This window comes from Pseudomonas sp. UBA6276 (assembly GCF_002438365.1).
In the GTDB taxonomy this organism is placed as follows: Bacteria; Pseudomonadota; Gammaproteobacteria; order Pseudomonadales; family Pseudomonadaceae; genus Aquipseudomonas; species Aquipseudomonas coleopterorum.
In genome coordinates, this window is record NZ_DJUS01000053.1 from 24,011 (window position 1) to 45,013 (window position 21,003).

General features: G+C 61.7%; 21 protein-coding genes and 1 riboswitch. Of the genes, 8 read left to right on the forward strand and 13 right to left on the reverse strand.

What is annotated here, in order from left to right; genetic code table 11:
• Nucleotides 1–32 precede the first annotated feature (32 nt).
• Nucleotides 33–200: riboswitch (yybP-ykoY riboswitch) on the forward strand.
• A gap of 5 nt (nt 201–205) precedes the next feature.
• On the forward strand, nt 206–772 hold the full coding sequence (mntP, locus tag B2V21_RS06200) for a manganese efflux pump MntP (RefSeq protein ID WP_049861487.1): 567 nt from the start codon (nt 206–208) through the stop codon (nt 770–772).
• A gap of 107 nt (nt 773–879) precedes the next feature.
• On the opposite strand, the gene B2V21_RS06205 is transcribed toward mntP, so the two are convergent.
• From B2V21_RS06205 to B2V21_RS06215, 3 genes are all read right to left on the reverse strand, one after another.
• Nucleotides 880–1,845, reverse strand: a complete 966-nt coding sequence (locus tag B2V21_RS06205; RefSeq protein WP_286916342.1) for an aliphatic sulfonate ABC transporter substrate-binding protein — start codon at nt 1,843–1,845, stop codon at nt 880–882.
• Between the two features lie 184 nt (nt 1,846–2,029).
• Complete coding sequence (locus tag B2V21_RS06210) at nt 2,030–2,440, reverse strand: PA2817 family protein (RefSeq protein WP_192000122.1); 411 nt, start codon at nt 2,438–2,440, stop codon at nt 2,030–2,032.
• Between the two features lie 72 nt (nt 2,441–2,512).
• Nucleotides 2,513–4,960 carry an acyl-CoA dehydrogenase gene (locus tag B2V21_RS06215; protein ID WP_286916343.1) on the reverse strand — a complete coding sequence of 816 codons (2,448 nt, stop codon included), beginning with the start codon at nt 4,958–4,960 and terminating at the stop codon, nt 2,513–2,515.
• A 385-nt stretch (nt 4,961–5,345) separates the two neighbouring features.
• Between B2V21_RS06215 and B2V21_RS06220 the strand changes: the two genes are divergently transcribed.
• The 5 genes from B2V21_RS06220 (at nt 5,346) to B2V21_RS06240 (ending at nt 10,271) form a co-directional block, all read left to right on the forward strand.
• A complete protein-coding gene (locus tag B2V21_RS06220; protein WP_049861483.1) occupies nt 5,346–6,278 on the forward strand; it encodes an ABC transporter ATP-binding protein in 933 nt (310 codons plus the stop codon).
• On the forward strand, nt 6,275–7,054 hold the full coding sequence (locus B2V21_RS06225; RefSeq protein ID WP_286916344.1) for an ABC transporter permease: 780 nt from the start codon (nt 6,275–6,277) through the stop codon (nt 7,052–7,054). The genes B2V21_RS06220 and B2V21_RS06225 overlap by 4 nt, the downstream gene beginning before the upstream one ends.
• Before the next feature lie 153 nt (nt 7,055–7,207).
• Nucleotides 7,208–8,062 carry a glycine betaine ABC transporter substrate-binding protein gene (locus tag B2V21_RS06230; RefSeq protein WP_049861481.1) on the forward strand — a complete coding sequence of 285 codons (855 nt, stop codon included), beginning with the start codon at nt 7,208–7,210 and terminating at the stop codon, nt 8,060–8,062.
• 236 nt (nt 8,063–8,298) lie between these two features.
• Complete coding sequence (locus tag B2V21_RS06235) at nt 8,299–8,610, forward strand: DUF485 domain-containing protein (RefSeq protein ID WP_049861480.1); 312 nt, start codon at nt 8,299–8,301, stop codon at nt 8,608–8,610.
• Complete coding sequence (locus tag B2V21_RS06240; protein WP_286916345.1) at nt 8,607–10,271, forward strand: cation acetate symporter; 1,665 nt, start codon at nt 8,607–8,609, stop codon at nt 10,269–10,271. The genes B2V21_RS06235 and B2V21_RS06240 overlap by 4 nt, the downstream gene beginning before the upstream one ends.
• Nucleotides 10,272–10,371: 100 nt before the next feature.
• Here B2V21_RS06240 and B2V21_RS06245 read toward each other — a convergent pair whose 3' ends face one another.
• Nucleotides 10,372–10,530, reverse strand: coding sequence for a DUF3309 family protein (locus tag B2V21_RS06245; protein ID WP_090356827.1), 159 nt, complete (start codon nt 10,528–10,530; stop codon nt 10,372–10,374).
• A gap of 167 nt (nt 10,531–10,697) precedes the next feature.
• On the opposite strand from B2V21_RS06245, the gene B2V21_RS06250 reads away from it, so the two are divergent.
• Both B2V21_RS06250 and csrA read left to right on the forward strand, forming a co-directional pair.
• On the forward strand, nt 10,698–11,030 hold the full coding sequence (locus tag B2V21_RS06250) for a YnfA family protein (protein WP_049861557.1): 333 nt from the start codon (nt 10,698–10,700) through the stop codon (nt 11,028–11,030).
• 226 nt (nt 11,031–11,256) lie between these two features.
• Nucleotides 11,257–11,454 carry a carbon storage regulator CsrA gene (csrA, locus tag B2V21_RS06255; protein ID WP_049861478.1) on the forward strand — a complete coding sequence of 66 codons (198 nt, stop codon included), beginning with the start codon at nt 11,257–11,259 and terminating at the stop codon, nt 11,452–11,454.
• 3 nt (nt 11,455–11,457) lie between these two features.
• Here csrA and B2V21_RS06260 read toward each other — a convergent pair whose 3' ends face one another.
• The 9 genes from B2V21_RS06260 to B2V21_RS06300 form a co-directional block, all read right to left on the reverse strand.
• Nucleotides 11,458–11,685: a YheU family protein gene (locus B2V21_RS06260; RefSeq protein ID WP_043187253.1), complete on the reverse strand. Its 228-nt coding sequence runs from the start codon at nt 11,683–11,685 to the stop codon at nt 11,458–11,460.
• Between the two features lie 111 nt (nt 11,686–11,796).
• Nucleotides 11,797–12,987, reverse strand: a complete 1,191-nt coding sequence (locus B2V21_RS06265; RefSeq protein WP_056843330.1) for an osmoprotectant NAGGN system M42 family peptidase — start codon at nt 12,985–12,987, stop codon at nt 11,797–11,799.
• A 105-nt stretch (nt 12,988–13,092) separates the two neighbouring features.
• Nucleotides 13,093–14,835: an N-acetylglutaminylglutamine synthetase gene (gene ngg / locus B2V21_RS06270; RefSeq protein WP_286916346.1), complete on the reverse strand. Its 1,743-nt coding sequence runs from the start codon at nt 14,833–14,835 to the stop codon at nt 13,093–13,095.
• Between the two features lie 3 nt (nt 14,836–14,838).
• Complete coding sequence (locus B2V21_RS06275) at nt 14,839–16,611, reverse strand: N-acetylglutaminylglutamine amidotransferase (RefSeq protein WP_286916347.1); 1,773 nt, start codon at nt 16,609–16,611, stop codon at nt 14,839–14,841.
• A gap of 170 nt (nt 16,612–16,781) precedes the next feature.
• Nucleotides 16,782–17,546: an ABC transporter ATP-binding protein gene (locus B2V21_RS06280; RefSeq protein WP_049861474.1), complete on the reverse strand. Its 765-nt coding sequence runs from the start codon at nt 17,544–17,546 to the stop codon at nt 16,782–16,784.
• Between the two features lie 13 nt (nt 17,547–17,559).
• The gene (locus B2V21_RS06285; protein WP_286916348.1) at nt 17,560–18,675 is read right to left on the reverse strand and encodes a succinylglutamate desuccinylase/aspartoacylase family protein; all 1,116 of its coding nucleotides are present in this window, start codon (nt 18,673–18,675) and stop codon (nt 17,560–17,562) included.
• Between the two features lie 9 nt (nt 18,676–18,684).
• Nucleotides 18,685–19,395: an ABC transporter permease gene (locus B2V21_RS06290; RefSeq protein ID WP_049861472.1), complete on the reverse strand. Its 711-nt coding sequence runs from the start codon at nt 19,393–19,395 to the stop codon at nt 18,685–18,687.
• The gene (locus tag B2V21_RS06295) at nt 19,392–20,120 is read right to left on the reverse strand and encodes an ABC transporter permease (RefSeq protein WP_282347868.1); all 729 of its coding nucleotides are present in this window, start codon (nt 20,118–20,120) and stop codon (nt 19,392–19,394) included. The genes B2V21_RS06290 and B2V21_RS06295 overlap by 4 nt, the downstream gene beginning before the upstream one ends.
• 68 nt (nt 20,121–20,188) lie before the next feature.
• Nucleotides 20,189–20,971, reverse strand: coding sequence for a transporter substrate-binding domain-containing protein (locus tag B2V21_RS06300; RefSeq protein WP_049861470.1), 783 nt, complete (start codon nt 20,969–20,971; stop codon nt 20,189–20,191).
• Nucleotides 20,972–21,003: the final 32 nt, after the last annotated feature.

The following is a 21,003-nucleotide window of genomic DNA, read 5'->3' on the forward strand; positions in this document are numbered from 1 at the left end:
AATTTTCATGTGCGACTGCTTACAGTGGCGTCCCTTGTTGGGGAGTAGCCTGCTCTTGACCTCGGTTCAGAGCGTTCGTGTCAACATTCTCGGCCGTCTGCCGTGGCACGAACACCTTCGGGTTGGTGAGACCAACGATGCATCCATGCCTAAAGCCGGGCGTGTGGTTGCGTCGTTGACTCATAGCCCGGCTGGATGCTCGACCGTGAACCCCATTTCCATCATTTTCGTCGCCTTGGCCATGTCCACCGATGCCTTCGCAGCCGCCATCGGCAAAGGCGCCAGCCTCCACAAGCCGCGCCTGGCCGAGGCACTTCGCACCGGTATCATCTTCGGCGTGATCGAAACCATCACCCCATTGATAGGGTGGTTCATCGGTCAGGCGGCCACTTCATATGTTCAGGACTTCGATCACTGGATTGCCTTCGTGCTGTTGGTGGCACTCGGGCTGCACATGATCTACAACGGCGTCAAAGCTGAAGCCCCGGAAGAGGACAAGCCGCAACAGCATTCCTTTGTCATTCTGGCCGTCACCGCTTTCGCCACCAGCATCGATGCTCTGGCGGTCGGCGTAGGTCTGGCCTTCGTCAACGTGAACATCTGGATCGCAGCAGCCGCCATCGGCGTAGCGACCACCGTCATGGTCACGATCGGCGTCATGCTGGGTCGGGTACTGGGCGTCGTCGTCGGCAAACGCGCGGAAATCATCGGTGGCATCGTGCTGATGCTGGTCGGCGCGGTCATCCTCTATGAACACTTGTCTGCGGCGTGATCGAGAGCAAGGTTTCCGGGAGCCGCCCCGCGACGGCGCCAGACAAGGCGCCGCACAGTTGATGCCAAGCCCAAGCCCAAGCCCAAGCCCAAGCCCAAGCCGATAGACTACTGGCCCGGCGCCCATACCTCCACGTTCACCGCGTCGATCCGCTTGGGAATCAGCTTCTCGTCGTAAAAGGCGTCGGCGATCTTCTGCTGCTCGGCCAGCCCCTCGCGGGTGACCGGCTGTACGTCGTAGCTGCGACGGGCGTTGGCTTGCTGTACCACGACCGGGTCCAGGTTGCCCCACAATGGACCCAGTATCGCGGCCGCCTCGGCAGGGTGCGACTTGACCCATTTGCCGGTCTCCGCCAAATCGTCGAATACCGTCTTCAGAATGGCTGGGTTGGCCTGGGCGTAAGGCGTGCCGGCCAGGTAATAACGCTTGTACGCCGCCAGGCCTTCGCTGCCGGCCAGCACGCGTGTGGGTTGGTGCTGCTGCGCGGCGCTGAGGAAGGGTTCCCACGCCACCCAGGCATCCACTTTCTGGTTTTCGAAGGCCGCTCGGCCGTCGGCGATGGTCAGGTAGGCGGGCTGAATGTCGGTGAATTTCAGATCGGCTTTGCGCAAGGCGGCCAGCAGCAGGTAATGGGCGCCCGCCGCCTTGGTGACTGCCACGGTGTGGCCCTTCAGATCGGTCAGTGTCTTCAGCGGCGAGTCCTGCCGAACCAGGATCGCCTGAGCCTGCGGCGAGGCCGATTCGGACGCGTAGTAGGTGAGCTTGCCGCCGGCGGCCTGAGCGAACACCGGCACCGTATCGGCGACGTCGGCGGACAGGTCGACGTTGCCGACGTTGAGCGCTTCGAGCAGCGGTTGACCACTGGCGAATTCATGCCAGCTGACGCGCACGCCTTGATCGGCCAGTTGTTTCTCCAACGTGCCTTGCTGCTTGAGCAGCACCATCAGGGTCGACGATTTCTGGTAGCCGATGCGCAGCTGCGTTTCGGCGTGGGCCGCGACGCTGAAGGACAAACCGAGCGCAACGCTGAGGCTTGCGGCGAGCAGGTGTCGTGGGGTGAAGAGGGTGGACATGATGTGAGTCTCGTCTTCGACGCATCCGCTGGGTGCGGTCGGCTCGAAGAGAACAGGGAGGGGCATGCCCGGTGATCCGGTGAGGCGACTATAGAAGAACGACAGGGGGGAGGGTAATGGCGTTTGGTTATCAGCTTATGCAGACAGCACTTCGCCGTCATTGCGACGGCGAAGTGAAGCACGGTCAATGATGGCTTTGCGGACCCGACATCGCCATCAATTGCTTCTCCTGATTCCAATCGAACGGCTCGTCGTTCTCCTCGGCCTCGAAGCGGCGTTCTTCCAGTGCTTGATACAGCTCGATCTCTTCGTCGGGCATGTAGTGCAGGCAGTCACCGGCGAAGAACCACAGCAGGTCACGTGGCACCAAGTGGGCGATCTGCGGGTAGCGGGTGATCACCTGACACAGGATGTCCTGGCCCAGGTACTGGCTTTCCACGGGGTCGACCGGCAGCTGCGCGCGCAGTTCATCGAAGCGTTCGAGGAACAACGCGTGGCTTTCCTCGGGTACCTGCTCCGCCTCGCCCAGCGCCACGAGGATGCCGCGCAAGTGGTCCAGCAGGACGAGGTGGTGTTCGAGATGGGCAGTGGCCATGGTGGGGTCCTCTAGAGCGAAACGGGCGCGGGAGTATAAAGCTCCACGCGCCCGCTGTCTTATTGCAGATCCTCAGCGGACCTTGCCGGCAGTGGGCAGCAGTTCATCCTTGCTGAAGTCGTCGACGTCGATCACCTTGCGTCGCGCCGCTTCGGCCTGTTGTAACGTCTGTGCCTCGGCGGGTTGCAGGATACCAGCTTCCAAGGCTGCGTCGATCAGCGACTGCCCGGGCGTGGCGCTGAACTGGCGTGCCTTGTAGGCCTGTTGTAGCTTCTTGTGCAACGGCTGGCTGTCACGCAGCAGGTCGAAGGCAACCTGGAGGGCGCCGACCGGATCGTCCGCGCCTTGTGGGCGGTAACAGCCGGCCAGCAGCTCCTCCAGTGCCGGGTCGCCCTTGTGGCGACCGGTGATCGTCGCCACTTCGGCTTCCAGCTTGTCGGACGGGCCAGTGTGACGGCGACCGAACGGGAACACCACGCCGCGCAGCAGGTAACCGAGCAGCTTGCTGGGGAAGTTCTTGAGGATCGCGTCCAGGGCGTGTTCGGCCTTGCCCAGACTTTCTTCCATGGCCCAGCGCAGCAGTGGCTCCAGGTATTCGGGCGAGTTCTGGTCGTGATAACGCTTGAGCGCGGCCGAACTCAGGTACAGGTAGCTGAGCACATCGCCCAGCCGCGCCGAGAGGCGTTCGCGACGTTTCAATTCGCCACCAAGCAGCATCATGCTCAGATCGGCCAGCAGGGCAAAGGCGGCAGCCTGCCGGTTCAGAGCCCGGAAATACCCTTGGGCCAGGCGGTCACCCGGCGCCTGTTCGAAATGCCCGAACCCCAGGTTGAGAATGAAGGTGCTGGCCGCGTTGCTCACCGCAAAACCGATGTGCTTGAGCAGCAGGGCATCGAATTCCAGCAGCGCTTCGCTCTGGTCTTCGCGTGCGGCCAGGGCCATTTCCTTGAGCACGAACGGATGGCAGCGGATGGCGCCCTGACCGAAGATCATCAGGTTGCGCGAGAGAATGTTCGCGCCCTCCACGGTGATGAAGATCGGTGCGCCCTGCCAGTTGCGACCCAGGTAGTTGTTGGGCCCCATGATGATGCCTTTGCCACCGTGGACGTCCATGGCGTGGGTGATGCAGTCGCGTCCGCGCTCGGTGAGGTGGTACTTGAGAATGGCCGACAGCACCGAGGGCTTTTCTCCCAGGTCCACTGCGTTGGCCGTCAACATACGCGCGCTGTCCATCAGCCAGGCGTTGCCACCGATACGTGCCAGAGATTCCTGAATGCCTTCGAAGGCCGCCAGCGGCACGTTGAACTGCTCGCGCACCTGGGCGTACTGACCGGTCACCAGGCTGGTGTACTTCGCTGCCCCGGTGCCGACCGCTGGCAACGAGATCGAACGGCCCACCGACAGGCAGTTCATGAGCATCATCCAGCCTTTGCCCAGCATGGGCTGGCCGCCAATCAGGTAGTCAAGGGGGATGAACACGTCCTTGCCCGAGTTCGGCCCGTTCATAAACGCGGCGCCCAAGGGCAAGTGGCGACGACCGATCTCGACGCCGGGCGTATCGGTCGGAATCAGCGCCAGGCTGATGCCCAGGTTTTCCTTGTCGCCCAGCAGGTGCTCCGGGTCGTGGGCCTTGAAGGCCAAGCCGAGCAATGTGGCGACGGGGCCGAGGGTGATGTAGCGCTTTTCCCAGGTCAGGCGGATGCCGATGACTTCTTCGCCTTGCCAATGGCCTTTGCAGATGACGCCGACGTCGGGCATCGCCCCCGCATCCGAACCGGCCAGGGGCCCGGTCAGGGCGAAGCAAGGAATGTCGTCGCCACGGGCCAGGCGTGGCAGGTAGTGATTACGTTGCTCGTCCGTGCCGTAGTGCAGCAGCAGTTCGGCAGGGCCCAGGGAGTTCGGCACCATGACCGTGGAAGCCAGGTCGCCGCTGCGGGTGGCCAGTTTCATCGCCACCTGGGAGTGGGCATAAGCCGAAAAGCCTTTACCGCCATATTCCTTGGGAATGATCAGGGCGAAAAAGCCGTGTTCTTTGATATGGGTCCAGGCCGCTGGCGGAAGGTCCATGTCCTGGCCGATCTGCCAGTCACTGACCATGGCGCAGAGCTGCTCGGTCGGGCCGTCGATGAACGCCTGTTCTTCTGCACTCAGCTGGACCTTGGGGTAGGCCAGCAACGTGTTCCAGTCAGGTCGGCCGCTGAACAACTCGCCGTCCCACCAGACCGTACCGGCGTCGATGGCGTCGCGCTCGGTGTCGGACATCGGCGGCAGGGTCTTCTTGAACCAGCGGAACAACGGCGCGGTGAACCACTTGCGGCGCGCCTCTGGCAGCAGGAGGGGCAGGGCACTGGCAATCAGCAGCAGCCAGAACACCGCCAGCAGCCAGCCGGGCGCGCGACTGGCCGCGCCCATGACCAGCAGGAAGACGGCGACGATGCCCATGGCAGGCAACGCGGGAATGCGGCGGTGAGCCAGCCAGGCGATGCCGACCACGAGGGCGACGATCCACAACAACAGCATAGTGTTTTCTCCGTGAAAGCCAGGTGGGACGAACCACCTGCGGACGCCGTCGATACAACGACGGCACACGGAAAAAACGGTGGCCAGGCACGTAGCTTCGGTGTGGGACAGATCCAGGTCTTGCCTGGATAGTGACCATTGCGGGGTAGGGGAGTTCGCACAGCGCATGGCGGTGGGCAGTTGCCCGGAACGTTCGCCAGCGGTTGTGGCCCTATGTGGATACCCAGACGCGGCACGCGTGAGACTGATGTCCACTATCGACAACGGTCACTTTACGACAGTGGAGACGGCGCCCATCATGGCGTCCGTTCACACACATCTGGTTGCAAATCATCGCAGTCGCCCTCACTTCATCACCATTCTCAACACGGCGTATAGACCCCTTATGAGTTCTGCTCTGTCCATTCGACAGTTGACCAAAACCTACGGCAACGGGTTTCAGGCCCTCAGTGGCATCGATCTCGACGTAGCGGAAGGCGACTTCTTCGCACTGCTGGGCCCCAACGGCGCAGGTAAATCGACCACCATCGGCATCCTTTCCACCCTGGTCAACAAGACCAGCGGTACGGTCAACATCTTCGGCAACGACCTGGACCGCCAGCCGGCCGCGCTCAAGCGCAGCATCGGCGTGGTGCCCCAGGAGTTCAACTTCAACCAGTTCGAGAAGACCTTCGACATCGTCGTGACCCAGGCGGGCTACTACGGCATTCCAGCCAAGGTCGCCAAGGAGCGCGCCGAGCAGTACCTGACCCAACTGGGGCTGTGGGACAAGCGCGATACGCCGTCGCGATCGTTGTCCGGTGGCATGAAGCGCCGCCTGATGATCGCGCGGGCGCTGATCCACGAGCCGCGCCTGCTGATTCTCGACGAGCCCACCGCAGGCGTGGACATCGAACTGCGCCGCTCGATGTGGAGCTTTCTCACCGAGCTCAATGAGAAAGGCATCACCATCATCCTTACCACCCATTACCTGGAAGAAGCCGAACAGCTGTGCCGCAACATCGGCATCATCGACCACGGCACCATCGTCCAGAACACCAGCATGCGCGATCTGCTCGGCACCCTGCACGTGGAGACCTTCCTGCTCGATCTGGGGCAACCGCTCAAGGCTGCGCCGCAGTTGCAGGGCTACCCCTGCACGCTGGTCAATCCGCAGACCCTGGAAGTGCAGGTCGACAAGGAGATCGGCATCACCTCGCTGTTCGGCCAGTTGGCATTGCTGAACATTCCGGTGCTGAGCCTGCGCAACAAGACCAATCGCCTGGAGGAGCTGTTCGTGTCCCTGGTGGAGAAGAATCTGAGGAAGGTTGCGGTATGAGTTCCGAATTTCAGGCCAATATGGTCGCCCTGCAGACGATCATCTACCGCGAAGTGCGCCGCTTCACGCGGATCTGGCCGCAGACGCTGCTGCCCCCGGCCATCACGATGGTGCTGTACTTCGTCATCTTCGGCAACCTGATCGGCAAGCAGATCGGTGGCATGGGTGGCTTCAGCTACATGGAGTACATCGTGCCGGGGCTGATCATGATGTCGGTGATCACCAACTCTTACGGCAACGTGGTTTCCAGCTTCTTCGGCGCCAAGTTCCAGCGCTCCATCGAGGAGCTGATGGTGTCACCGCTGTCGCCGCACACCATTCTGGTGGGCTATGTGGCGGGCGGTGTGCTGCGCGGCCTGATGGTGGGGATCATCGTCACGGTGCTGTCGCTGTTCTTCACCGATCTGCAGGTGCATCACTTGGGTATCACCGTGCTGGTGGTGCTGTTGACGGCTACGATCTTCTCGATGCTCGGCTTCATCAACGCGGTGTTCGCGCGCAACTTCGATGACATCTCCATCGTGCCGACCTTCGTGCTCACGCCGTTGACCTACCTGGGCGGGGTGTTCTATTCCATCAGCCTGCTGCCGCCGTTCTGGCAGACGGTGTCGCTGGCCAACCCGGTGCTGCACATGGTCAACGCTTTCCGTTACGGTATCCTCGGCGTTTCGGATATCAGCATCGGCGTAGCGGTGGCGTTCATGCTGGTGGCCACGGTGGTGCTGTACTTCGCCTGCGTGAAGCTGCTGGTCAGCGGCCGCGGCATGCACAGCTGAGTTCCCCCGGCCGGACCGCAAGGCCGGCCATGTCGTTTCTCGACGGTTCAAGGTCGTAGGTGGAGCATGATCATCGGCGCGTGAAGTCGATGATCAGTACGCCAACATTTGCCGTGCGGCATTCGTCGCGCGCAGCCTTATCGGGGAAGCAGAATGAGCATGAAGAAAGTTCTCGGAGCCAGTGCTGCTCTGGTTCTGGCCATGGGCTGCAGCTGGGCCAGTGCTGCCGCCAAGGAAGTCACCATCGGCTACGTCGATGGTTGGTCGGACAGCGTTGCCACCACCCATGTCGCCGCCGAAGTCATCAAGCAGAAGCTGGGTTACGACGTGAAGCTGCAGGCAGTTGCCACCGGCATCATGTGGCAGGGCGTGGCCACCGGCAAACTCGATGCGATGCTGTCGGCCTGGCTGCCGGTGACCCATGGCGAGTACTGGAGCAAGAACCAGGACAAGGTGGTCGACTACGGCCCCAACTTCAAAGATGCCAAGATCGGCCTGATCGTGCCCGAATACGTCAAGGCCAAGAGCATCGAAGACCTCAAGACCGACGACACCTTCAAGAACCGCATCGTCGGTATCGACGCCGGCGCCGGCGTCATGCTCAAGACCGAACAGGCGATCAAGGATTACGGTCTGTCCGGCTACAAGCTGCAGGCCAGCTCGGGTGCAGGCATGATTGCGGAACTGACGCGCGCCGAAAACGCCCAGCAGTCCATTGCCGTGACCGGCTGGGTTCCGCACTGGATGTTCGCCAAGTGGAAACTGCGCTTCCTGGAAGATCCGAAGGGCGTTTACGGCGCGGCGGAAACGGTCAACAGCATTGGCAGCAAGGGTCTGGACAAGAAGGCGCCAGAGGTCGCAGCTTTCCTGAAGAAATTCCAGTGGTCGTCCAAGGACGAGATCGGCGAAGTGATGCTGGCCATCCAGGACGGCGCCAAGCCTGACGCTGCCGCCAAGGACTGGGTCGCCAAGCACCCGGACCGTGTGGCCGAGTGGACCGCCAAGTAACCCCTCCCTGTAGGAGCGGTCATCGGCCGCGAATCAGGTACTGCGTTATATCGGGTCAACCCCGGTGCAGCCTTCGCGGCCACTGACCGCTGCTACGTTGAACCATGAAAGGTCGCCCCAGGGCGACCTTTTTGCGTCTGCGAGCCCCGATCTACTACTAAGGTCGTCTGGAGTGCGCCCCAGAGCAGCCTAAAGTGGAATACGTTCTATCCATCTATGCTGCGAGGACAAAAACAATGAACGACAGCATTTACCTCTCGATTCAAAACAGCCCGCGTTTCAAGGAGCTGGTGAGAAAGAGGGAGAAGTTTGCCTGGATACTTTCGGCGATCATGCTCGGACTGTATTCGGCCTTCATCCTGTTGATCGCCTATGGCCCCCACATTCTGGGCGCCAAGCTCAGTCCGGGATCGTCGATCACCTGGGGCATCCCCATCGGTGTCGGCCTCATCCTTTCCGCCTTCGTGTTGACCGCCATCTACGTCAAGCGCGCCAACGGCGAGTTCGACGACCTGAATCGTCTGATCCTGCAGGAGGCCAAGCAATGATGCGGCGTCTATTGGCAACAATGGGCGCACTCGCCCTGGCCCCAAGCGTGATGGCTGCCGAAGCGCTGACCGGCGCGGTGCAGAAGCAGCCCCTCAACGTCTCGGCGATCGTCATGTTCGTGCTGTTCGTGGGTGCCACGCTGTGCATCACCTACTGGGCCTCCAAGCGCAACAAGTCGGCGGCGGACTACTACGCGGCAGGCGGCAAGATCACCGGTTTCCAGAACGGCCTGGCGATCGCTGGCGACTACATGTCGGCGGCATCCTTCCTGGGCATTTCCGCGCTGGTGTTCACCTCCGGCTACGATGGCCTGATCTACTCCATCGGCTTCCTGGTGGGCTGGCCGATCATCCTGTTCCTGATCGCCGAGCGCTTGCGCAATCTGGGCAAGTACACCTTTGCCGACGTCGCGTCCTATCGTTTGAAGCAGAAGGAAATCCGCACCCTGTCAGCCTGTGGTTCGCTGGTGGTGGTGGCGTTCTACCTGATCGCGCAGATGGTCGGTGCCGGCANNGGCAAGCTGATCCAGCTGCTGTTCGGCCTCGACTATGCCGTGGCGGTGGTTCTGGTGGGCATCCTGATGTGCCTGTACGTACTGTTCGGCGGCATGCTGGCGACCACCTGGGTGCAGATCATCAAGGCGGTACTGCTGTTGTCCGGCGCGTCCTTCATGGCCCTGATGGTGATGAAGCACGTCAACTTCGACTTCAACATGCTGTTCTCCGAAGCGGTCAGGGTACACGCCAAGGGTGAGGCCATCATGAGCCCCGGCGGGCTGGTGAAGGATCCGATCTCGGCGTTCTCGCTGGGCCTGGCGTTGATGTTCGGTACTGCCGGCCTGCCGCACATCCTCATGCGCTTCTTCACCGTGTCCGATGCCAAGGAAGCCCGCAAGTCGGTGCTGTACGCGACCGGTTTCATCGGCTACTTCTACATCCTCACCTTCATCATCGGTTTCGGCGCGATCCTGCTGGTCAGCACCAATCCGGCGTTCAAGGATGCCGCTGGCGCCTTGCTCGGCGGTAACAACATGGCTGCGGTCCACCTGGCCGATGCCGTGGGTGGCAGCATCTTCCTGGGCTTCATTTCGGCCGTAGCGTTCGCCACCATTCTGGCGGTCGTTGCCGGCCTGACCCTGGCCGGTGCTTCGGCGGTGTCCCACGACCTGTATGCCAGCGTCATCAAGAAGGGCAAGACCAACGACAAGGACGAGATCCGCGTCTCCAAGATCACCACTGTCTGCCTCGGTGTCCTGGCGATCGGCCTGGGTATCGCGTTCGAAAGCCAGAACATCGCCTTCATGGTGGGCCTGGCGTTCTCGATCGCGGCCAGCTGCAACTTCCCGGTGCTGCTGCTCTCCATGTACTGGAAGAAGCTGACCACCCGTGGCGCCATGATCGGTGGTTGGATGGGCTTGATCAGCGCGGTGACGCTGATGATCCTCGGCCCGACCATCTGGGTGCAGATCCTGCACCACGACAAGCCGATCTACCCGTACGAGTACCCAGCGTTGTTCTCGATGGCGATCGCCTTCGTGGGTATCTGGTTCTTCTCGATCACCGACAAGTCGGCAGCCGCCGACGAAGAGCGCGCACTGTTCTACCCGCAGTTCGTACGCTCGCAGACCGGTCTGGGTTCCAGCGGCGCAGTCTCGCACTGATACCCGCACCCATTGCAACGCAAAAAAATCCGATGCCCGCAAGGGCATCGGATTTTTCATTCCTGGCGCGCTGCCCCAGAAGGCCTGCACACCTGCAAGGCTATATCTTGCCGAGCAATACCAGAATCAGCAGGATGATCAGTACGGTACCGATGATACCCGACGGACCGTAGCCCCAACTTCTGGAGTGCGGGAATACTGGCAATCCGCCAATCAACAGCAGAATCAGAACGATGATCAGTATGGTGCCCATGGCGATTTCCTTATGTGGACAGTGAGAAGATTCGTCAGTAAAGCCACGCAGCGCTCGACTGCTTAATAGGTCGGACTGTGGCGCGTCATAAAAAGTCCCAAAGATTAAAAAATGTTTCTGCGATGGATGCGCTGTCGTATGCTGGCGCTCTGATATTTAGCTGGATGCCTCAGATGCTCAACTATTGCTGGTTTCTACTGGCCGCGCTTTTCGAGATCGCCGGCTGCTACGCCTTTTACCTCTGGCTGCGGCTGGATAAAAGCGCGTGGTGGGCGGTGGCCGGGCTGTTGAGCCTGACCTGTTTCGCGCTGGTGCTTACCCGGGTCGAAGCAGCCTATGCCGGACGTGCCTATGCGGCCTACGGCGGCCTCTACATCGTTGCGTCGCTGGGGTGGTTGGCAGTGGTCGAAAGGGTGCGCCCGCAGATGTTTGACTGGATGGGCGCTCTGCTTTGTGTCTTGGGTGCGAGCCTTATCCTCTGGGGGCCGAGATTGCAACAGGCTTAAGCCTGCCCAAGGTTTGAAAGTGTGTAAATATCCATACAAGATGATTGAAAGTGTATGGAAGGGTACAACTTTCTACTCCATGTCCCTTGTAAGTGCGAGTAAGTACGAAATATCTGACAGGGAATTTACTAACTTTCGTAGGCTTAAACTGTATTGCCCTGATTGCCTTGTGGTGCGGGAAAACAGGGTCCACCCTCAAGAAGCATTCATTTGAGGGAACAAAGCCATGCTGGTATTGACGCGACATGTGGGCGAACTCATCTCCATCGGCGATGACGTTTGGATCAAGGTATTGGACGTGCGCGGCAACACCGTGCGCTTCGGCATTCAGGCACCCAAGGACGTGGAGGTGCACCGTGCCGAGGTCTATCGACGAATCCAGGAGAAACACGGCAAACACGCCAAGCAGGTGCCTGTGGTGTAAGTCTTAGTCGAACAGCTCGGGCGCTATGTCGTGCTTGAGCATGAGTGTGCACTGCTGGCTTTCCGGGTCGAACACGATGAACGCCTGTTTCTTGCCCAGCGCATGACGCACGCGTTCGACCCGGGTCTGCAGCGGCGTTTCGTCGCCGTTGTCGGTTCCGTCCCGGGTCACGAAATCTTCGATCAGGCGGGTCAGGGTGTCGGCTTCGAGATGGTCGTAGGGAATCAGCATGTCAGGTGCTCGCAGGGTAGGCGCGCAGTGTAACAGTGCCGCGCACCCCGGTGTCCGAAGCCTGACGGCAAGAGCAGGGTGGCGCGGGCACTGACGAGCGCATCAGGCTTCTCAGCTACTGGTTTTCTGCCCCAGTACGTCTTCAACCGCGGGCACGCGAGTGTCCGACTCCATCTGCGCATCGTGCTCCAGTTGATGGCTGAAGCGCTCGAGCGAGCCGGTGTTGGGCTTGGCATCGCTGGCGAACACCGGCGGGCTGAGCATGTAGGCCGTGAGAATCCGGCTGAGCGCACTCAAGCTGTCGATGTGGGTGCGTTCATAGCCGTGGGTGGCATCGCAGCCAAACGCCAACAGTGCCGTACGAATGTCATGGCCAGCGGTAACGGCGGAATGGGCGTCGCTGAAGTAGTAGCGAAACAAGTCGCGCCGCACGGGCAATTCGTTTTCATCGGCCAGGCGCAACAGGTGCCGAGACAAGTGATAGTCGTAGGGACCACCGGAGTCCATCATCGCCACGCTGACGGCATGCTCGCTCGACTGCTGGCCCGGGGCAACCGGCGCGATGTCGATGCCGACGAACTCGCTGACGTCCCAAGGCAAGGCAGCCGCCGCGCCGGAGCCGGTTTCCTCGGTGATGGTGAACAGCGGGTGACAGTCGATCAAGGGCTCGTAGTCGCTTTCGACGATCGCCTTGAGCGATGCCAGTAGCGCCGCAACACCGGCCTTGTCATCCAGATGGCGGGCGCTGATGTGGCCGCTGTCAGTGAACTCGGGCAATGGATCGAACGCCACGTAGTCACCGATATTGACGCCCAGGGACTCGCAATCGGCGCGGGTCGCGCAATAGGCATCCAGACGCAGTTCGACATGATCCCAGCTCACTGGCATCTGGTCGATGGCGGTATTGAAGGCATGCCCGGAGGCCATCAGTGGCAGCACGCTGCCGCGGATCACTCCGTTGTCGGTGAATACACTGACCCGGCTGCCCTCGGCGAAACGGCTCGACCAGCAGCCCACTGGGGCCAGCGACAGGCGTCCGTTGTCCTGCACGGCGCGCACGCTGGCGCCGATGGTGTCCAGGTGCGCGGACACGGCGCGGTCCGGCGAATTCTGCTTGCCTTTGAGCGTGGCGCGAATGGTGCCGCGGCGGGTCATTTCGAACGGAATGCCCAGCTCTTCGAGACGCTCGGCAACATAGCGCACGATGGTATCGGTGAACCCGGTAGGGCTGGGAATGGCAAGCATCTCCAGCAGTACTTTCTGGAGATACTGGATATCCGGTTCGGGAATTTTGGAAGTCATGGAAACTCCTGAGGTGGATAGAGGTGACGGCGAGGGTGTCACGGGCCCGGTAAAACAGGGGCGAGGTGCCTGCACGGTTGACCCGGCAAGCGCCACGCACGGCCGCTACATCGGGCGGCTATGGGGAAACAGCAGATCGACGAAGCGCTCTGCCGTGGGTTGCGGTTCGTGGTTGGCCAGTCCCACCCGCTCGTTGGCTTCGATGAACACGTACTCCGGCTGGTCGGCGGCCGGCACCAGCAGGTCCAGACCCACCACCGGGATGTCCAGTGCGCGGGCTGCGCGCACCGCTGCGTCGACCAGCACTGGATGGAGAATCTGCGTCACGTCTTCCAGGTGCCCACCGGTGTGCAGGTTGGCGGCCTTGCGTACCGTCAGCTGCTGGCCGCTGGGCAGGATGCTGTCCATGTCGAAACCGGCAGCCTGTATGGTACGCAGGGTTTCCTGGTCCATCGGGATGCGGCTTTCGCCCCCGGTGGCGGCCTGGCGACGGCGACTCTGCACCTCGATCAGGGTGCCAATGTTGGTATGCCCGTCACCGATGATCTGCGCGGGACGGCGGATGGCCGCTGCGACCACTTCGTAGCCGATGACCACGATGCGCAGGTCGACGCCCTCATGGAAACTTTCCAGCAGAACTCGGCTGTCGAACTGACGCGCGTGCTCGATGGCCTCCTGCACCTCCTCCAGCGTACTCAGGTCAACGGCCACGCCGTTGCCCTGTTCACCGTCCAGCGGCTTGACCACCACGCGACCATGTTCGTCGAGAAAATCCTGGTTGTCGTCGGCGCTGCCCGCGAGCTGCTGCGACGGCAGGCTCAGGTCAGCAGCCCGCAGCACCTTGTGGGTCAGGCTCTTGTCCTGGCACAGGGTCATGCTCACCGAGCTGGTCAGGTCGCACAACGACTCGCGGCAGCGGATCCGCCGACCCCCATGGATCAGGGTGAAAAGGCCGGCTTCGGCATCGTCCACCTGCACGTCGATGCCACGACGGAACGCTTCGTCGACGATGATCCGCGCATAGGGGTTCAGATCGGCCTGCGGGCCGGGCCCCAGGAACAACTTCTGGTTGATGCCGTTCTTGCGCTTGATGGCGAAGGTGGGCAGGTTGCGAAAGCCCAGCTTGGCGTAGAGATTCTTGGCCAGACGGTTGTCATGCATGACCGACAGGTCCAGGTAGGCCAGACCGCGGCTCATGAAGTGCTCGACCAGATGCCGAACCAGCACTTCGCCCACGCCCGGACGCGTGCAACGCGGATCGACCGCCAGGCACCACAGGCTGCTGCCTTTTTCCGGGTCGCGAAAGGCCTTGGCGTGGTTGAGCCCCATGACGCTGCCGATCACATGGCCGGTGTCTTCGTCTTCGGCCAGCCAGTACACCGGGCCGCCCTGGTGGCGGGGTGTCAGCAGGCTTTGATCGATAGGCAACATCTTGCGCTTGAGGTACAACTGGTTGATGGCCTGCCAGTCGCCTTCGGTTTGCGCCCGGCGAATGCGGAACCCACGGAAGACGCGCTGTGCCGGCCGATAATCACTGAACCACAGACGCAGCGTGTCGGACGGATCGAGAAACAGCTGCTGCGGCGCTTGGGCCAACACCTGCTGTGGCGCGGCCACGTACAGAGCAATGTCGCGCTCGCCCTGCTGCTCGTTGAGCAGTTCGGCAGCCAGTGCTTCGGGGTCCGGATAAGTATGGCCGACGAGCAGCCGTCCCCAGCCGCAGTGCAGCGGGCGCTGCTGCAGTTCGTCGCTGTTGCCGTCTTCGGCAAAGCGCGCCTGCAGCCGCTCGTACGACGGCGACTGGCCGCGCATCAGGCGCTGATTGAAGGCCGTGGCGTGAGCTTTCATCGATCAGAGTCCTTGTTCGCTGAGCCACAGATTCAACGCCGCCAACTGCCACAGCTTGGAGCCGCGCAGTGGCGTGAGCTGACCTTGCGGGTCGGTCAGCAGGCGGTCGAGCATGTTCGGGTTGAACAAGCCACGGTCCTGGCTGGGGTCCAGCAGCAGGTCCCTGACCCAGTTCAGCGTATCGCCTTCCAGATGCTTCAGACCGGGCACGGGGAAATACCCTTTCTTGCGGTCGATGACCTCACTGGGAATCACCAGCCGCGCCGCTTCCTTGAGCACTTGCTTGCCGCCGTCAGGCAGTTTGAACTTGCCGGGGATGCGCGCCGACAGCTCGACCAGACGGTAATCCAGGAACGGCGTACGCGCTTCCAGGCCCCAGGCCATGGTCATGTTGTCGACCCGCTTGACCGGGTCGTCGACCAGCATCACCGTGCTGTCCAAACGCAACGCCTTGTCCACCGCCGCATCGGCACCGGGCATGGCGAAATGTTCGCGCACGAAATCGCCGGCTGCATCGTTCGCCGTCAGCCACTTGGGCGCGACGGTTGCAGCGTAGTCATCGTAGCTGCGGTCGAAGAAAGCATCGCGGTAGGCCTGGTACGGAGCGCTGGCGCCGTCCACTTGCGGATACCAGTGATAGCCGGCGAACAGTTCGTCGGCGCCTTGGCCGCTCTGCACCACCTTGCAATGCTTGGCGACTTCGCGTGACAACAGGTAGAAGGCGATGCAGTCGTGGCTCACCATCGGTTCGCTCATCGCGCGGAACGCGGCGGGCAGTTGCTCGATGATTTCGCGTTCTTCGATGCGCAGTTGGTGGTGCTGAGTACCGTAGTGCTTGGCGATCAGGTCCGAATACTGGAACTCGTCGCCGCGCTCGCCACCGGCGTCCTGGAAACCGATGGAGAAGGTCGACAGATCCTTCACGCCCACTTCACGCAGCAGGCCCACCAGCATGCTCGAATCGACACCGCCCGAGAGCAGCACGCCGACGTCCACGGCGGCCCGTTGGCGAATGGCAACCGCTTCACGGGTACTCTCCAGCACGCGGTCGCGCCAATCTTCCAGAGTCAGATTGGCTTCATCGGCATGAGGCCCGTAGGGCAGGGTCCACCAGGTCTGCTGTTCGGTCTTGCCGTTGGCGTCGATGCGCATCCAGGTCGCTGGCGGCAGCTTTTCGATACCCGCGATCAATGTGCGCGGCGCAGGCACCACAGCGTGGAAGTTCAGGTAGTGGTTCAACGCCACCGGGTCGAGGATCGGGCTGATGTCGCCACCCTTGAGCAACGCCGGCAGGGCCGAAGCAAAACGTAAGCGCTTGTCGGTGCGCGACAGGTACAAAGGCTTCACGCCCAGACGGTCACGGGCGATGAACAGGCGCTGGGTGTCACGCTCCCAAATGGCAAAGGCGAACATGCCATTGAGCTTGGGCAGCAGCTTTTCACCCCAGGCGTGGTAGCCCTTGAGCAATACTTCGGTGTCGCCACCGGAATGAAAGGCATAGCCCAGCGCTTCCAGTTCGGCGCGCAGTTCGGGGAAGTTGTAGATGGCGCCGTTGAAGGCCAGGCTCAAGCCGAGATGGGCATCGGTCATCGGCTGCGCGGAGCCGTCCGACAAATCCATGATCTTCAGCCGACGATGGCCCAGGGCAATCGGCCCCTGCGCCTGAAAGCCCCAGGCATCCGGGCCGCGTGGGGCCAGGTCGTGGGTGATGCGTTCCACGGCCGCAAGGTCCGCAGGTTGAAAATCGAAGCGCAACTCACCAGCTAATCCGCACATAAGTCCTTACCGGTTTTTCCGTTGGGGAAAGGCCGATGGAAGTTCGGCCAGGTATGAAACTGACCGAGGCAAGTAGCGAGAGTTTTAGATCGATCGGTTATAAGGGATCCATTTGCTGGGTAGGCATTTGCGGGTAGAACCCGCTCCCACAGGGGTGTGGTGCCTGAGGGTTATTTGAGATTGCCGCTGAGAAACTGCCGCAGGCGTTCGCTTTTCGGGCTGCCCAGTACCTGTGCAGGCGAGCCTTCTTCCTCGACCAGGCCCTGATGCAGGAACAGCACCTGGCTGGACACTTCACGGGCGAAGCTCATTTCATGGGTGACCATGATCATGGTGCGTCCTTCCTCGGCAAGACCTTTGATCACCTTCAACACTTCGCCCACCAACTCCGGGTCCAGTGCCGAGGTCGGTTCGTCGAACAGCATGACCTCTGGCTCCATGGCCAGGGCGCGGGCAATGGCGACGCGCTGCTGCTGGCCACCGGACAGGAAGGCCGGATACTGGCTGGCCACGCGCTCCGGCAGGCCGACCTTGTCCAGGTAGCGCAACGCCCGTTCCCGCGCTTCGTCCTTGTCGACGCCCAACACCCGGCGCGGGGCCATGGTGATGTTGTCGAGCACGGTCATGTGGCTCCACAGGTTGAAGTGCTGGAACACCATGGCCAGACGCGTGCGCAAGCGCTGCAGTTCTTCGGCATCGGCGACGCGCATGCCGCCACTGTCGGTGGTCATGCGAATGGCCTTGCCATCCAAGCTCATGGCACCGTCGTCAGGCTGTTCGAGGAAGTTGATGCAGCGCAGAAAGGTGCTCTTGCCCGAGCCACTGGCGCCGATCAGGCTGATCACGTCACCCGTGCTGGCCTTGAGCGAAACACCCTTGAGCACCTTGTTGTCGCCATAGCTTTTGTGCAGGCCATCGATGGTCAGTTTGTACATGCGCAACAGGTCCTCAAGGTTGAAGTAGATAGCCGCTGCGGCAGGCCTGGGTGCCGGCGACATGGGCGACCAGCATGCCCGCAGTGGCCATGCGACGCAGCGAGCGGGCGTACATCAGCCCCGGCTGGCGGTTGCGCACAGGGGTGACCATGTTGCTCAGCGGATCGATGATCTCGGCGATCAACTGCCCGGCTTCCAGGTACTGGCCGGGCACCGCGGTGAACACCAACAGTCCACCCACCGGCGCGGTCACCGGTTCCACGCCGGCCAGCGGCGTAGCGGCGGCGAGCAGGGCAGGCAACGGTGCCGGCGTGCGGTCGATGGCCCCGGTGCTGGCCAGGTAGTCGAGAATAGCCTGACAGTCGCCGCTGGCCATGGGGTGGTTGACGTCACCCTGGCCGCGCAACTCGACGGTCACCGAAAAGCTGCCCATGGCGATCGGGAAACGCTCGGCAAAGCGCTGCTGAAGTTGCCACCAGAACAGACTGAAGCATTCGTCGAACGACTGCCCGCCCGAGTCGGTGGCCAGCAGGCTGGCCTGAGCGCCCAGGTAGCGTGCCAATGGCTCTACCAGCGGCCAGGCTTCTGGTGTGGTGTACAAATGCTGCACGGCCTCGAAGTCGCAGTGCAGGTCGAGCACCATGTCGGCATCGCATGCCAGGCGCTGCAGAGTCAGGCGCTGTGATTGCAGGGCTGTGGTCGGCTGCAACTGGTTCAGCGCCTGGCTCAGGTGCGTGCGGATCAACGCCGTATTGCGTGCCTCATCATCACCCAGCAGCGGCTCGACGGCGCAGCCGACCTGATCGGCCAGGTCGACGAAGCGCCGGTTGAAGTTCTCGCCGGTTTCCAGCTCGTAGCGGCCCAGTGGCGTGTCCATGACGATCTGATCGAGCCCGGCGGGGTTGGCGATCGGTACGATGACCACCTGCTGGCGCAGCAGTCCTGCGTCCTCCAGTTCGGCCAGACGCTGGCGCAGGTGCCAGGCGACCAGCATCCCCGGCAACTCGTCGGCGTGCAGCGAGGCCTGGATATAGACTTTTCCGGCACCCGTCGGGCCGTAGCTGAAGCTGTGGATCTGGCGCGCGGAGCCGGGCAGGCGAGCCAGCAATTCATGAATGTCGTGTTGCATGTTCAGGTCCTAGTGCGTCGGGCCGAGAAAGGCCAGCCAGCGGCGTTCGGCCAGGCGAAACAGTCCGACCAGGGCAAAGGTGATGGTCAGGTAGATCAGCGCGGCGATGCCGAAGGATTGGAAGGTTAGGAAGGTCGCCGAGTTGGCATCCCGTGCGACCTTGAGGATGTCCGGGATGGTGGCAGTGAACGCCACCGTGGTCGAGTGCAGCATGAGGATCACTTCGTTGCTGTAGTAGGGCAGCGAACGGCGCAGGGCCGACGGCATGATCACGTAGGCATACAGCTTCCAGCCGCTCAGGCCATAGGCCTTGGCCGCCTCGACCTCGCCGTGGTTCATGCTGCGGATCGCCCCGGCGAAGATCTCCGTGGTGTAGGCGCAGGTGTTCAGGGCGAAGGCCAGGATCGTGCAGTTCATCGCGTCGCGGAAGAAGTCGTTGAGCAGGGGCTGCCCCCGCACGGCTTCCAGGCTGTAGATGCCGGTGTAGCAGATCAGCAGCTGGATATAGAGCGGCGTTCCGCGGAACAGGTAGGTGTAGAACTGCACCGGCCAGCGCACCCAGCGCCGGCTCGAGACGCGGGCGATCGACAGCGGCACCGAAACCACGAAGCCGATCACCAGCGCGGCACTGAGCAGCCACAGGGTCATGGCCAGGCCGGTAATGTTCTGCCCATCGGAATAGAGGAACGGCCGCCAGTATTCTTGAAGAAGTTCGATCATCGCAGCGCCTCCCGGGTGCCCGCGCTGTAGCGTCGTTCAAGCCAGCGCAGGGCGATGTTGGACGCACTGGTGATCAGCAGATAGATGAGCGCGGCCAGCACCAGAAAATAGAACAGTTGATAGGTGCTTTTGCCGGCATCCTGGGCGGCCTTGACCAGATCGGCCAGGCCGATGATCGAGACCAGCGCCGTGGCCTTGAGCATGACCATCCAGTTATTGCCGATGCCGGGCAGGGCATAACGCATCATTTGCGGGAAGACCACGTAGCGGAAACGCTGCGCGCGCTTGAGGCCGTAAGCCGTAGCCGCTTCAAGCTGGCCGCGTGGCACGGCGAGCATGGCGCCTCGGAAGGTTTCGGTGAAATAGGCGCCGTAGATGAAGCCAAGGGTAATGACTCCGGCGGCGAAAGGATCGATTTCGATGTAGTCCCATTCCAGGGCTTCGGTCAGGCCGGTCAGCCAGGTCTGCAGGCTGTAGAAAATCAGCAGCATCAGCACCAGGTCGGGCACGCCGCGGATCAGGGTGGTGTAGAGCTGGGCAGGTACGCGCAGCACTGCCGTACCGGACAGCTTGGCGCTGGCGCCGATCAGCCCCAGTACCACGCTGACCAGCAGCGACAGCAGGGACAGTTTGATGGTCATCCAGGTGCCTTCGAGCAGCAGCGGGCCAAAGCCCTTCAAACTGAACGCGGACAACCCGAGGTACTGCAAAAGGTCGTCGAACATGAATCTGGCCTGTGCCGGTCAAAAAAACGCCCATCCCCGAGTGGGAATGGGCGCTGTCACAGTGGAATTTACTTGCCGCTGTACAGGTTCAGCTCACCGAAGTGCTTCTTCTGGATTTCGGTGTAGGTGCCATCATCGTGTAACGCTTTGATACCTTTATCGATCAACGCCTTGAGTTCCTTGTTACCTTTGGCGATACCCACGGCGGTCTTGGACGGCAACAGCTCGCTGTCGATCGGCTCGCTGACTTCATAGCCGGCGCCCTGCGGCGATTTCAGGAAGCCCAGTTCGGCCTGCAGCATGTCCTGGATCGAAGCGTCCAGACGACCCGAGATCAAGTCGGCGTAGACCTGGTCCTGGTTCTGGTAGGCCTGGGTCTTGATGCCTGCCTTGTCCAGCACGGCCTTGGCATAGGCCTCCTGGATGGTGCCCTGTTCGTAGCCTACGGTCTTGCCCTTGAGCGAAGCCAGGTCGGTGCTCAGGCCTGCACCTTTCTTGAACACCAGCGAGGTCGGGCCGGAGAACAGCTCGTTGGAGAAGTCGATGACTTTCTCACGGGCCGGGGTCACGGTCATCGAGGAAATCACTCCGTCGAACTTCTTCGCCTTGAGGCCTGGAATCATGCCGTCGAAATCGCTTTCGACCCATTTGCAGGTGACCTTCAGCTCCTTGCAGATGGCATTGCCCAGATCGATGTCGAAGCCCACCAGGCTGCCATCGGCTGCCTTGGATTCGAATGGTGCGTAGGACGGATCGACCCCGAAACGCAACTCCTTGTATTCCTTGGCCATCGCGCTGCCGGCCGAGAACGCCAGGGCCAGAGCAGAAAGGGTCAGCAATGCTTTTTTCATCGTGCAGTCCTTAAAACCAGTTGAATGCGTTG